This is a genomic window from Waterburya agarophytonicola KI4 (genome assembly GCF_020640915.1).
GTDB classification, from domain to species: domain Bacteria; phylum Cyanobacteriota; class Cyanobacteriia; order Cyanobacteriales; family Xenococcaceae; genus Waterburya; species Waterburya agarophytonicola.
In genome coordinates, this window is record NZ_JADWDC010000044.1 from 1 (window position 1) to 13,728 (window position 13,728).

The 13,728-nt window shown below is 38.4% G+C and carries 13 protein-coding genes; 3 read left to right on the forward strand and 10 right to left on the reverse strand.

Translation table 11 applies throughout. The annotated features are described in order from the left end of the window. Nucleotides 1-879, reverse strand: an 879-nt coding sequence (locus I4641_RS15890; RefSeq protein ID WP_229641547.1) for a filamentous hemagglutinin N-terminal domain-containing protein, incomplete at its 3' end; no start/stop codon positions are given. 181 nt (nucleotides 880-1,060) lie between these two features. Between I4641_RS15890 and I4641_RS24210 the strand changes: the two genes are divergently transcribed. Further along, complete coding sequence (locus I4641_RS24210) at nucleotides 1,061-2,992, forward strand: ABC-F family ATP-binding cassette domain-containing protein (protein ID WP_229641548.1); 1,932 nt, start codon at nucleotides 1,061-1,063, stop codon at nucleotides 2,990-2,992. A gap of 42 nt (nucleotides 2,993-3,034) precedes the next feature. Here I4641_RS24210 and I4641_RS15900 read toward each other — a convergent pair whose 3' ends face one another. Next, nucleotides 3,035-3,919 (reverse strand): carbohydrate ABC transporter permease, encoded by an 885-nt coding sequence (locus I4641_RS15900; RefSeq protein WP_229641549.1) that lies wholly within the window; start codon nucleotides 3,917-3,919, stop codon nucleotides 3,035-3,037. A gap of 86 nt (nucleotides 3,920-4,005) precedes the next feature. On the opposite strand from I4641_RS15900, the gene I4641_RS15905 reads away from it, so the two are divergent. After that, nucleotides 4,006-5,151 carry a glycosyltransferase gene (locus I4641_RS15905; protein WP_229641550.1) on the forward strand — a complete coding sequence of 382 codons (1,146 nt, stop codon included), beginning with the start codon at nucleotides 4,006-4,008 and terminating at the stop codon, nucleotides 5,149-5,151. Here the strand turns inward: I4641_RS15905 and I4641_RS15910 are convergent. The 4 genes from I4641_RS15910 to I4641_RS15925 form a co-directional block, all read right to left on the reverse strand. Beyond that, nucleotides 5,143-6,801, reverse strand: a complete 1,659-nt coding sequence (locus I4641_RS15910; protein WP_229641551.1) for an NAD+ synthase — start codon at nucleotides 6,799-6,801, stop codon at nucleotides 5,143-5,145. The two genes, I4641_RS15905 and I4641_RS15910, sit on opposite strands and share 9 nt — an antisense overlap. A gap of 111 nt (nucleotides 6,802-6,912) precedes the next feature. Continuing rightward, on the reverse strand, nucleotides 6,913-7,659 hold the full coding sequence (locus I4641_RS15915; protein WP_229641552.1) for an NUDIX hydrolase: 747 nt from the start codon (nucleotides 7,657-7,659) through the stop codon (nucleotides 6,913-6,915). A 65-nt stretch (nucleotides 7,660-7,724) separates the two neighbouring features. Further along, nucleotides 7,725-8,318, reverse strand: a complete 594-nt coding sequence (locus I4641_RS15920) for a nicotinate-nucleotide adenylyltransferase (RefSeq protein ID WP_229641553.1) — start codon at nucleotides 8,316-8,318, stop codon at nucleotides 7,725-7,727. A 3-nt stretch (nucleotides 8,319-8,321) separates the two neighbouring features. After that, entirely contained in the window at nucleotides 8,322-9,698 is a 1,377-nt protein-coding gene (locus I4641_RS15925; protein ID WP_229641555.1) for a nicotinate phosphoribosyltransferase, read from the reverse strand. A gap of 153 nt (nucleotides 9,699-9,851) precedes the next feature. On the opposite strand from I4641_RS15925, the gene I4641_RS15930 reads away from it, so the two are divergent. Next, entirely contained in the window at nucleotides 9,852-10,199 is a 348-nt protein-coding gene (locus I4641_RS15930; protein ID WP_229641557.1) for a hypothetical protein, read from the forward strand. Nucleotides 10,200-10,279: 80 nt separating this feature from the next. Here the strand turns inward: I4641_RS15930 and I4641_RS15935 are convergent, their stop codons facing one another. From I4641_RS15935 to I4641_RS15950, 4 genes are all read right to left on the reverse strand, one after another. Then, nucleotides 10,280-10,978, reverse strand: coding sequence for a succinate dehydrogenase cytochrome b subunit (locus I4641_RS15935; RefSeq protein WP_229641558.1), 699 nt, complete (start codon nucleotides 10,976-10,978; stop codon nucleotides 10,280-10,282). 23 nt (nucleotides 10,979-11,001) lie between these two features. Continuing rightward, nucleotides 11,002-11,994, reverse strand: coding sequence for a methyltransferase domain-containing protein (locus tag I4641_RS15940; protein ID WP_229641560.1), 993 nt, complete (start codon nucleotides 11,992-11,994; stop codon nucleotides 11,002-11,004). A 50-nt stretch (nucleotides 11,995-12,044) separates the two neighbouring features. Beyond that, nucleotides 12,045-12,878, reverse strand: a complete 834-nt coding sequence (locus I4641_RS15945) for a pentapeptide repeat-containing protein (RefSeq protein WP_229641561.1) — start codon at nucleotides 12,876-12,878, stop codon at nucleotides 12,045-12,047. Nucleotides 12,879-13,003: 125 nt separating this feature from the next. Continuing rightward, nucleotides 13,004-13,381: a DUF1499 domain-containing protein gene (locus I4641_RS15950; RefSeq protein ID WP_229641563.1), complete on the reverse strand. Its 378-nt coding sequence runs from the start codon at nucleotides 13,379-13,381 to the stop codon at nucleotides 13,004-13,006. Between the last annotated feature and the right edge of the window lie 347 nt (nucleotides 13,382-13,728).

The window sequence follows — 13,728 nt, forward strand, 5'->3', positions numbered from 1 at the left end:
ATAAAAAAATAAAGGTGATTTAGTTAATGCAATGTAAATACGTCTAAGCTTACCACCAGTACGAATGGCACTATTGGTATTAATTTCAAAGTCTCTGGCATTAATAGTAACGCCCCCTTCTCCTGGTACATTCAAATTAGAAGTATTCGTTAATAAAACATTGCCTCTCGCTACACTATCAGGAAACCTCAAAGTGTTATCTTCAGCAATACTTATCTCTCCTGCCTCAGTTAATCCACCTATTTCAACATTTGCACCAGGAGCAAAAATACCACCACCATCAAAAGTAACGTTACCGCCAAGTAAAGCAATGGTTTCCCCTGGAGAAACTTCTAAACTATTACCTGTAGAAGCGCGATTAATAATATCCCCAGGTTCATCTCGAAAACCCAAGCCAATGGGGGCATTAACCGTTAATATAGGTTCTTGTAAATTATCTACCGCGCTAAACTCTCCATCCTCAAACAAAATACTACTAGCAGTCGAACCATAAAACGAACCACCAATATTTAAACTAGAATTCTCGCCAAAGATAATCCCTGCGGGATTGATTAAAAATAAACTAGCACTGCCATTTGCCCTAATTGCACCATCGATGTTGGATATATTTCCTCCTGTAACGCGAGAAAAAATATTAGAAATACTATCCGCATTATTAAAAAAGGCTTCATTCCCAGTCTGTACTGAAAAATCTTGAAAGCTGTGAAAGAGATTGCTACCTCTGGTTTCTCCTCCCGTAATTTCGGCAATATTGCCATTTTGAGTAACTTGAGTATTAACCGTGCTGTCGGAGGTAACTTGAGCCAAGAGAGGGCTAGCAGACAAACATAGAGCAGTACCTAAGGAAAGCTTTAACGGGATGTATAGAGCTTTAGACATCGATAGTATTCAAAAGTATTCAAAAAAGATACAAGTAACTTGTTTCAGTAATACTACCATTGTTACTAGTCACACAGATCGCTTTATTTGATGAAAGAGAATCGGTTTTGGAAACGTCAATGTCAAATACACCCCATAATAGATAAAGCATAATTACACAGTGAGTCACTAAAAAGCGATCGTGAGTATCTTAACCCTACAAAACATTAAAAAAGATTTCGGCATCAAAGAAATTCTTCACGATGCTAGTTTTAGCGTCGAGCCAAATGAAAAAGTAGGTTTAATTGGCGTCAATGGATCTGGTAAGTCTACTCTACTCAAGATGATTGCAGGAATCGAACCGACAGATGGGGGACAGCGTTTGGTAAAATCGGGGGCGAGAATTATTTATTTACCTCAACAGCCAGTTATCGACGAAAACCTTACTGTAATCGACCAAGTGTTTGCCGATAGTGGCGAACAAATGAACTTAGTTAGGGAGTATGAAGACTTATCTCATAAGATAGCCCACGCGAAGGGAGATGATTTAGCTAGTTTGATGTCTCGTTTAGCTGAGGTAACGGAAGAGATGGAGTCTGTTGGTGCGTGGGAATTGGAAACTAAAGCTAAGATTATTTTGAGTAAATTGGGCATTGAAGATTTAGATGCCAAGGTAGGAGATCTTTCGGGAGGATACCGCAAACGGATCGCCTTAGCGACAGCCTTGCTTAACGAGCCAGATTTGCTCCTCATGGACGAGCCGACAAACCATTTGGATGCAGAGTCGGTAGAGTGGTTGCAAGACTATTTAGCTCGTTTTGGTGGTGCGATCTTGTTGATTACTCACGATCGCTATTTTCTAGATCGAGTAACCAATCGTATTCTAGAAATAGATCGAGCCGATCTGTTTAATTATGCAGGGAATTATTCTTACTATCTGGAAAAGAAAGCTCTACAAGAAGAGTCGGTTGCAAGCAGCGAGCGCAAACATCAAGGGGTATTGAGAAAAGAATTAGAATGGCTCAAAAAAGGACCTAAAGCTCGCAGCACTAAGCAAAAAGCTCGCATCGATCGCATTGGCGAGATGCAGGATAAGGAGTTTAAACAAGCTCAAGAAAAGGTGGAAATCGATACTCCAGGGAGACGTATTGGGAAGAAAGTAATCGAATTGGAGCATATTTCTAAAGCCTATGATAATCGTACCCTGATTAAAGATTTTACCTACGAATTTACTCCCAGCGATCGCATTGGCATTATTGGTGGGAATGGTGCGGGGAAGTCTACTCTGATGAATATTATTACAGGAAAAGTCGAACCCGACGAGGGTACGGTAGAGATTGGTAAAACGATTCATATTGGTTATTTCGATCAGCATTCCGATAAATTACTCGATGCTCTTAATGAAGAACAAAGAGTGATTGAATATATTAAAGAAGTCGCCGAAATTGTCACCACTGCTAGCGGCGATAAAATAACAGCATCTCAGATGTTAGAGAAGTTTCTCTTTACTCCCAACCAGCAATATTCGCCAATACACAAGCTATCGGGAGGAGAAAAACGTCGTCTGTTTTTGTTACAGGTATTGATGGAAGCACCCAATGTTTTAATTTTGGACGAGCCGACTAACGATCTTGACGTACAGACTTTAGCCATCTTAGAAGATTATTTAGAGAATTTTAATGGGTGTGTCATCGTAGTTTCTCACGATCGCTATTTTCTAGATCGCACTGTCGAATTTATTTTCGCGATCGAGCCTGGAGGTAAGGTGCGAAATTATCCTGGAAACTATTCTGTTTATTTGGAACATAAGAAAAAAGCAGATAAGGAAGCTAAACAAGAGCAAGTTGCAGCTAAACCCAAACAAAGTAAAGCTAATAATAGCAACAATAATAAATCTGCTTCAGATGATAAGAAAAACAAAGCTCTATCTAATTTTGAAAGAAGAGAATATAACAAACTAGAAACTACAATTGCTCGATTAGAAGCTGATAAGGAGAAGTTGGAAAACGATCTGGCAATTAATTGTAGTGATTTTAATTTAGTACAAGAGTTATCTAATAAATTAGCTTCTCTGAATAAAGAAATTGATACTGCTACAGAGCGTTGGATGGAGTTGGCAGAAAGAGAAATGTAATATACACCTGATGTGAATTAGAACGAATTTAATTTACTAGCACTATTTATTACTATCTGCGGTTAACTTCACATTAATAATAGACAACCCTAAAATACCCAAAAATAACACTAATCCAATAGTACAGGCATAACTAATATCCAAATCTTGAAAAGCTTTTTCATAGAGATAATAAACTACGGTTTTAGAACTATTTCTTGGGCCTCCTTGAGTCATAATATAAATCTCTTCAAAAACTTTTGTAGCCGAAATTGCCGAGATTATTCCTACTAAAAATAAATAAGGACGCATTAACGGAAGAGTAATATCTAGATGCTTTTGCCAACTATCTGAACCATCGATCGCTGCTGCTTCATATAATTCGGGAGATATTGATTGCAATCCCGCCAAATAAATCACCATATAATAACCCAAACCTTTCCAGATAGTTACCAACATCACACTCCAAAGAGCTAACTTAGGATCGGTTAGCCATCTAATTCCTTCAGTGAAGCCTATTTGTTTCAAGAATTGATTTAATAAACCATTTTGAGTATAAAGAGCTTTCCAAGCAATTCCCGCTACTACCATTGAAATTACTACGGGAGTATAAAAAGCTGTCCGAAACCAATTGATACCCCGTAGTTTTTGATTGACCATAATTGCTAAACCTAAAGGTGCAATTATTAATACTGGTACTACTCCAAGCAAATATAGCAGGGTATTTTCGATTGTTTGCCAGAATAACTCATCTTGCCACAATCTTTGAAAGTTATTCCACCCGATCCACTGGGGAAGCTCGGTAATATCGTATTCATAGCTAGTAAAACTAAGAGCAAAAGCTTGTATTGCTGGAAAAAACACAGTAAAACCGAGCAATATGAGCGCAGGAAGCAAAAAAGCATAAGGGACGTATTTATTTTGCTCAATCTTTATATTTTTCAACATCTAATTATTTTATAATCTTGATTAAGAAAGTATCTCAATAGCTATATTCAATTCTATTTAACCTATATTTAACAGATACGTTATTTATGTCAATAAATTTCCCAGGCTACTGTAATAAAGAGTCTCGAACTTTAGTATGGTCGCTGCGTAATATTCAAAATTTTATTTATAATTCTTCTTTATTTGAATTTGAAGACATCATTAATTTGGTGGATGCTGTCGATCTAATTGCGCCTCCTCAGTACGATTTTGCAGGTAGTGCTGTCAAACGTCTTGTCAAAACTCAAACTCATAACTTCAAGCCTTTAATTAATCTCAATCCTTATTTTAAATCTATCGATCTCGAACAAGAATATGATATTTTCATGGCTATTTTAGATTTCCCTTGGAATATATCTTCAATCAATTTATTAAAAAATTTACGCCAGAAATGCAAATTTGCTGTATGTTATCTTGACGAACTTTGGAGTAGCGATCTGCCAAAATTCAACAATTGTTTAAAATTTTTCCAAGATTTCGATTTAATTTGTGTGGGATTTTCTGATGTTGTGGAAAATGTCCGCCAAGTGACTAATGTTCCTTGTATTTATCTTCCGTCTGGCATAGATACAATCAAGTTTTATCCTGATTTTGAAAAAGATCTTCGTTGTGTTGATATTTGTAGTTTGGGCAGAAGATCCTCAGTCACCCATGAAACTTTATTAAGGCTAGCCGAAGAAAAGCAATACTATTATTCTTATGACTACATTAGCGGTGCGGGAATGCGTAATAATCGGCATCAAGAACATCGTACTTTAACTGCGAACCTATTAAAAAATAGTCGCTATTATATTACCAATTATGCCAAGGTAAATGAACCAGAGCGGACTCAAGGGCAAATGGAAATGGGGTGTCGTTTTTTTGAGGGTGCTGCTGCGGGAAATATTTGTATTGGTAAACCTCCCGATACCGATACCTTTCGGAGGTATTTTGATTGGGAAGACGCCGTAATTCCCATCGCTTTTGACGAACCACACATCGATCGCATAATCCTCGAACTCGACTCCCAGCCAGAGTATTTAAGAAAGATTCAAATTAATAATGTTGCTAATTCTCTCCGCAAGCATGATTGGGTATATCGTTGGTCACAAATATTAACCAAATTGGGTTTACCATCAACCAAGGCTATGGAAGAGAGGAAAACCACTTTAGAGCAAATGGCACAATCTTGTGAAAAATTATTATTAAATTAACCACTTGCTAGCAATAGGCATCCGCCAACCAGTACCAAAAGCGCGATCGGTTATTTTTATGCCTGGGGGTGCTTGACGACGTTTAAATTCGGCGCGAGTGAGTAGTTTCATTACTCTAGCAACTGTTGTTGCATCGTGTCCGCTTTTAATTATTTCCCCTTGAGATTGATGTTGACAGACAATGCGCTCCAGTATATCGTCCAGTATCTCATAAGGTGGCAAAGAATCGGAATCTTTTTGATCTGGTTTTAATTCCGCGCTAGGAGGTTTGGTAATAATATTAATGGGGATAACTTTATGCTCTCGATTCAGCCAGCGACAGATTTCAAACACCCTCGTCTTGGGTACGTCGGCAATTACTGCCAAACCCCCATTCATATCGCCATAAAGAGTACAGTAACCTACCGCCATTTCCGATTTATTACCCGTAGAAAGCAATAAATAACCAAACTTATTGGCGATCGCCATTAATAAATTACCCCGTATCCGCGACTGGATATTCTCTTCAGCGATGCCAAATTCTGTCTCTGCAAACATCGGATCGAGAATAGTGTCGTAAGCATCCATTGCACCTTTAATCGCTAACTGCTGGCTTTTCATCCCTAGATTATTAACCAAATCCACTGCATCGCTAATAGAATGATCCGAACTATAGGGAGATGGCATCAACACTCCTAATACGTTATCTGCGCCTAAAGCATCCGATGCGATCGCAGCTACCAAAGCCGAGTCTATCCCACCGCTTAATCCTAAAATAGCTTTACTAAAGCCGCATTTACGGGCATAGTCTTTTACTCCCAAAACCAAGGCGTTGTAAATTTCTTCATTGCGATCGCTATCTTTCCGTTTCCTTGTTTCTCCATCTCCCTTTAGTTCATTCCAACCAACCAAAACTAAATCTGTATCAAAACTCTTGGCATGACTAACTAATTTCCCCGCACTATTAAACGCGACACTGTTACCATCGAAAACCAAGTCATCATTTCCCCCAACCTGATTAACATAGATAATTGGCTTGTGATAAGAAGTCGCAGCATGGTTTAACATCTCCTCTCTTAGTTTTTGCTTTCCTACTGAATAGGGAGAAGCGGAAAGATTGACAATGACATCCACCCCTAACTGCGCTAATTCTTCAATGGGATTAACTTCATAGCTGCGTTTTCCCCAAAACTGTTCGTCATTCCACAAGTCTTCACAAATACTTACCCCAACTTTGATGTTATCCAGAGTAAAGTGATTGGCTTCGTATCCTGGTTCAAAATAGCGATCTTCATCAAAGACATCATAGGTAGGTAATAGACGTTTGTGAAAGATTTGTTTTATTTTTCCTCCATCTAATAGTGCCATGCTGTTGTATAAAGGTTTTTGCCCTTTGGAATGGGCTTGGGGGTTTATTTCTACCGTACCGATTAAGACTGCAATATTATTGGGTATTTTAGTTGCGATTGTTTTTAATTCATTACTCATTAATTCTATAAAGCCTGGATAGAGTAATAAGTCTCTAGGAGGATAGCCGCAGAGGGATAATTCTGGGGTTAATAGTAATCTGGCGTTTTGTTCGGCTGCTTTTTGGGCTGCAATTATTATTTGTTGGGCGTTATTGGTAATGTCACCGATGGTTGGGTTTAGTTGTGCTAGTGCTATTTTCATGGTTTTTTTTCTCGCGCAAAGGCGCAAAGACGCTAAGGATTTATTTGTTTGATTTGGATGTTTTATTATGAGGAGAAAAGATTTACGTTTAGAGAAGAATGTATTGTTGTGTTAAATAAACAACAAAGGTTTATCTTTCAATGGCGCAAAAGCTTCTGAATCAAACTTATATAAACTTGCAGGACGACCAGCACCGCGAGATACTTTTACTTTAGTATCTAATAAAAATCCTAGCTTTAATAAGCGAGAACGAAAGTTAGAATAGTCTGAAAAATGTTCGCCCAAAATTGTACAGTAGAGTTGATAAACTTCATTTAAAGTGAATTCTGTTGGCAAGACATCAAAAGCAATTGGGCTATATTGCAGTTTATTCTTGAGCCGATTCCATCCGTAGTTCAATATCTCATCGTGATCGAAAGCTAGATTGGGAATTTCATCTACTTTATACCAAGATGTACTTTTATCTGATTTAGCAATTATCTTAGCCTCTTCATATCTAACCAAAGCAAAATAACTTACAGATAAATATCTTATGCCAAAGCTATCGGGATTTTCTCTAGGATCTCTACCAGGCTCGCCAAAAGAATATAGCTGTTCTAAATATAGATTGTCTACCTGTATTTTTTCTGCCAAAGTACGATAGGCTGCATCGGTTAAAGATTCTCCTTGACGTACTAGTGTTCCTGGTAAACTCCAATAGTTATTAAAGGGTTCTTCTGCTCTTTTTCGCAATAATACTAATACCCGATTATATGTCGTATCGACAGAAAAAATAACGTTGTCTACTCCTACTTTAAAATCAGCTAATTCCTCTGTTTCATGAGAATATTTTTGTTTGATGCTAGAGTCTACTTTCATTTTCTAACTCAATTAAATACTTATTACTTATTACTTATTACTTATTACTTATTACTTATTACTTATTACTTATTACTTATTACTTGATTTTCTACGTTATACAAATTCTTCTGCCAAATATAATTATTAACCGCAGGGGTAATTAAACTATTATCTTTCTCTAAACGATAGGTACTGGAAGAAACTTTGGGTGCGTTTAAAGTTGCGATCGCAACTTTTCCCCCCACTTTATTTAAGGCGCACAGATCTGCTTCTTTGATGCCATATCCTAAACGAGGTACGACTAATACTTTTACCTGTGCGAGTAATTCCCCAATACGATACCAGCTAGTGATTTGTCCTAAAATATCCGAACCTATTACCAAGCTGAATTCTACTTTATCTCCCCATTTCTCCCTGGCTTTATTTGCCGTTACTAAAGTGTAGCGATCGCTTAATTCTGGATGGAGGTTAATATTATTACGGGGTAAATTTAGATCTGCGATCGCCAAACCCAACATTTCAGTACGATAAATTAAAGGGGTTTGATGTTTTTTAAAAGGGTTGTCTGATGCCCAGACTACCACGCGATCGTAATGCTGAGATAACCAATGTAAAATAGTTTGATGTCCTACGGTTGGGGGATCGGCACTTGTGCCAAAAAGAGCAATTTTTTCCATGAATTAATTGTTAATGGCTGGATTGTGTTGGGAAATCGACTTTTGTAGAGATTTTAAAGCATCTGAAATATTGACAGTCAGAGGTTGCGGATTATCGATGCTTCGTACGTTGCCAGAAAGACTGGCTACAGAATTAGTCGTGCGTTGACGTATTTGTGATAAAGCTGGTGTTGGTTGCAATCTTTTCCCACTCTGCATAACTTTGACTAACAAACACTGTTCGCCATCTTGGGGTTGTTCGTCTGCTAAACCCAATCTATCTGACTGTATTTTGCCATCTACTACCGTACGGAAGATTTGCTTGCAACCTGGATAAGAAACTTTATTGCTAGACTGTTTCATAGTGGGAATGCGATCGATCTCTACTAATTTATATACCCCGCCAAGACTCACTCCCGTAACTAACTTTGTTCCAATACCATAGCCGTCTATAACTGCACCCTCTTGCTTTAGTCTGGCAATTTCCCATTCATCTAAATCCCCACTGACAAAGATTTTAGTATCGGGTAAAAGGCGATCGACTTTTTGAGATAGTTCTACTAAATCTCCCGAATCTATCCGCACCCCTGGAACCCTCATCTCTCCTGCATTTACTTTACTCTGCAACCGTTTGGTTGCTGCCACAGTATCGTAAGTATCAATTAATAAAGGTGCCTGGGGAAAATAATTCTGAAAGGCTGAAAAGGCTTCGTCTTCGTCTCCCGATATAGCAGAGATCGCCATAACTAAAGCATGAGCCATTGTACCTCTGGGTTTCTCTCCCAGTTTCAATGCTGCCAAAACATTAGAAGTACCATCAAATCCTGCTGCTAAAGCTGCCCTTGCTGCCCACATCGATCCTTGAGGGCTAAATGCTCTCCTCGTACCAAATTCAATAATATCTGCATCTCCTCCAGCAATATCTCTAATTCTTGCAGCTTTAGTAGCGATTAATGTCTGATAATTAATTGTATTGAGTAAATAAGTCTCGACTAATTGAGCTTGCCATAGTGGTGCTTCGATTCTCAATATCGGTTCGTTAGCAAAAATTGCCGTTCCTTCTGGTACTGCCCAAACATCTCCAATAAAACTACTTGACTTTAATAACTGCCAGAATGCTGCTGGTGTGCTGTTAAATATGCCCGTAGCTTGCAATCCCTCGATTTGCTGGGGGCTAAAGCTCAATTGCTCTAAATACTCGATCGCTTGAGCCAAACCCATGGCGATTAAATAACCAAAGCTATTAGGCAAGCGTCGCATAAAAAGTTCAAAACTAGCTCTTTTATCTGCAATCCCTTCTCCTACATAGCACGCCGACATGGTCAACTGATACAAATCCGTCAGTAAAGAGTAGTCTTGGGGGTTTATATTAAGTACGTTGTTTGCTAAAATTGATTTCATAATGAAGATCTAATATAATTTTGGTATTTATTACTAAAATATTAACCATAAATTAAAATTATAGTCAAGTTTTATCAAAAAATAGAATTTAGAATAACACCGTTAACTAAAGCTAAAATAACAGCGTATATCTACCCCTAGAAGAGTTGCGTTATGTTTGGAAAGTCGCCTCGCGAACCACAAAAACCCACTATGTCCGATCTAAAAGACATAGAACTTTCGCCCCCACCTGCGATTAATCTCAAATCACCCCAAGACACTCTATTGCAAACAGAAAATGTTGTTGTCGAGCAAAACGAGCTTGTTTCTACAGTAGAAAAAATTAGCCGTATTGTATCGCCCTATTTCGTTGCGGTAGTTGGATTGTCTTTATATGAAAACAACTTTTTGATTGGAACAGTTTTAATTTTGGTGGGTATTCTTTCCTTGTTAAAAGTTTCCACCAAAGATGTGGGAGACTTCTTGGAATGGTTGAAAAACTTTCTTGGTTTGGGAAAATAATAAGTAATAAGTAATAAGTAATGAGTAATAAGTAATGAGTAATCAATAATTACTCGTTACTATTAATGTGCTGACATTATCTAACTAATTAGATCGAAAAAAATTGATAGAGGAAGAATAATAAAACCGATCGCAATTAAAATAGCAAAAACAAGAGCGATCGCATATACTAGCGGACTAATTTTAGAATTCAACAATCCAATTGATTGCCAAGCACTCCAGATACCGTGACGTAGGTGTACCCCTAGCACAACCATTACGCTCGTGTAGCCAAAGGCGTAAACTGGGTGATGAAATTTCTCAATTACCAAACGGGATAAATTACGCATTTCTACCCCATCAATCACGGTAGTGTAATAAGTACCAAATTTAAAACTTGCTAGGTGTAAAGCCAAAAATCCTAGCAGTACAACCCCTGTAATAGCCATACTACGAGAACTAAGAGATTGCTTGCTAGGATCGCCCGCACTTTTAATTTGACTGTAACCGACTGGTCGAGCTTGAAGAGAGTTGAGTCGGATGGAGATACCCACCACTATATGAAATAAAGCAAACCCCAATAAAATAAACTCGATCGCATAAAGTAGGATGCCCAAACTATCGATAAAATGAGCTAGTTGATTATATGCTTTGCTGCTAGCGAGTAGAGTAAGATTCCCTACCATATGAATTAAGACAAACAAAGACAAACCCAGTCCCGTAATTCCCGTAATAATCTTTCTCCCAATAGGAGAATTATACAAGCCAATTAATTTAGAGCGATCGCTACTTATAGTCATTACTATCACTAAATGTTACTAACTTAACTTTGTACGGCTATTTCAGTTTCGCGTCGAACTGCTTGAGACTGAGAGTTTAAACTAGCTCTAGTCGCTTTAAACATTCCAAAACGACACAAACCAGCACCAAAAGCCAAACGCATCAATAAAAGAGTAGGAACTTCTCGCAAAGACTTAATCAAGCCAGAAAAACCAAACAAAACCAATCCCTTGGGTTTAATGATTCCCTGCCAAATAGAATCAATCCAAGAAGGAAGAGTTTCTTGCGTCCAGTCGTCGGTAGTAACCTCTCCTTCAACCAAACCAGTTTCGGCTAACAGTTCGGAAAATCCTTCAATACTAGAAAATGCTGGATGCGACCACTGATCCAATAGTTGCTTCATCACGGGTTTTTCCCAGAAATTAAGAGGTATCTGGCGATCGTCGCGCTGATTCCAGTCTGCGACTACCAAAAGTCCTCCAGGCTTAAGTACACGCAATAATTCTCTAGCAAACACCGCTTTGTCGGGCATATGAGGCCCCGCTTCTACCGACCAAACCACATCAAAGCTAGCATCGGGGAAAGAAAGAGCCATCGCATCATCTACGGCAAATTTAGCATCAACGTCGGCGGGAGTTAATTCTTGAGCGCGTTTAACCTGTTGGGGGCTAATAGTGACCCCCGTAACATCAAAGTCATAATCTTTGGCCAAAATACGACTGCTACCGCCGATGCCACAACCGACATCTAATAAAGTAGCTTTGGCGGGCAATTTATCCAAACCACCCCAGCGCACCATCTCATGGACAAAGTCATATTTGGCAGCAATAAAATCCTTAGATTCTGGTGGCGAACCATAATGACCCAAATGGATGTGTTCGCCCCAGTAAAATTCTAGAATACCGTCCTCTGTCCATTCATCATAGGAATTGGCTACAGAATCCCCAGATTCATAACTGCGAGGGGTCAAAAGATAAATCGGGATTCCTAATATAACTAAGATTAAAAATATTCCCAGAACGTAAAATAAACTCATCAAAAATGCTGCTTAATACTTTTTTACAATTTATTTCAATATAGCAATCTTCATGGTTTTATTTCTAAACTATCTTTCGTGTTGCAGCGAGTATAAGCATTCCAGGTCGTCAAATCTGGTGCGGAGAAACCCAATATAGCCGATCGCCCTTGTTCGCTCAAGCCAATAACCATGCTAAAATCTGCTCCAGCTACATTTTGAATATTATCTAAATTTGCTCCAGTCAAATCTGCTGCGCGAAAATCAACTCCCTTGAGTTCGCAATTTCCCAATCGAGCATTACGAAGACTAGCCCCTGTCATAATCGCTTTTTGTAGATTTGCGCCACTTAAAGAAACATCATCTAAAATTGCTCCAGTACAATCTGCACCACTGAGATAAGCACCGATCATTTTTGCTCCAGTCAGATCGACTCCTCGAAGATTGGCAGTATTGAGAAAAGCACCGTTAAGTTTCGCCCCAGGACCTACTGCACCAGAACCTTTGTAGTCAAATCCTTCGGGGAAAGTAGTGTCGTTATCGTAAATAGTTACTTGAAATTTGGCATCTTGAAGATTGGCGTTAGTTAAATCTGCTTGGCGTAAGTCCGCACGACTTAAATACGCTCCTGTAAGATTTGCCCCTGCAAGATTTGCCCCTGCAAGATTTGCTCCGCGCAAGTCAGTACCTTGTAAATTTGCGTCTGTGAGATTTACGCCAATTAAATCGGCATTAGTTAAGACACTATGGGAAAAATTCACTCCTGCTAAATTAGCTTCATTCAGAGCGATCGCATATAAATCTTGGTTACTATAGTCGGCATTGGCTAAACTTTCTCCTGAATTAAGTTTTTCAGTGATGGTAGCAGCAAGAGGCGATTTGCTACTAGAAGCTGTAGTGGGCATAATTTAAAGAATAAATAATTAAAATCAATCATGAATCATCGTTTTAAGAATTCAACAAAAAAGGGTCAAATTAAATTAACCCCCGTTTATAGTTCTTGAATTATATTTTCTAATATTCAGGGTCCTTATTGCAGCTTACTTCTAATTTCTTCAACTCGCTTGCGGTTGACTCCAGCATCAGACTTACCTAATCTCGAAGCAGATCTTACATGAACTACGTTTGCAGTCGAATCTAGGTAAAATTCCACATCATCCACAAAACCCATTAAGTTGCTTTTAAATTCTGCATAGAGATAGCTATCCGTTTCTTCGATGATGGTAGTTCTTTCCATCCCTTCAACTACACCTTTTATTTCAGCAATAGATACGCCTGGTAAAGGCTCAATTTTTTCTTTGCCACCATCACTTTGACTATTAACACAATTAGGACTCCCAGGACAAGCAGCTAACTTGCCATCTTTTACGCCCAAATTATTGGGTCTTTCCCCAGTGAAATTAAACATTTTTATTTATATCTCTATTCAAAACTCGGTTATATCCAAGTTTGAATTATCTCACATTCCCATCCTTTAAATTTGGAACGAGAATCCTTGCTACATTGTGTTGAAAAGCTAAACAGGAAGTAATAGGCAACGTGCAAAATTTGCATACAGATCCAGCCAACGAAAAAGCCTTATTTCAAGTGGCTTCTCAGTTAAATTTGCTCGAAATGGTCTCTTTAAATCGAACCTAGGTTGTATCTTATGTCATATATGTCATATAGTTCAAATCGACAACACTCTTATAAATTAGCAATTAGCAGTTTAGGATATAGAGTAGGTCGAGTAAGCCTAAGCAAAAATGTTAGATC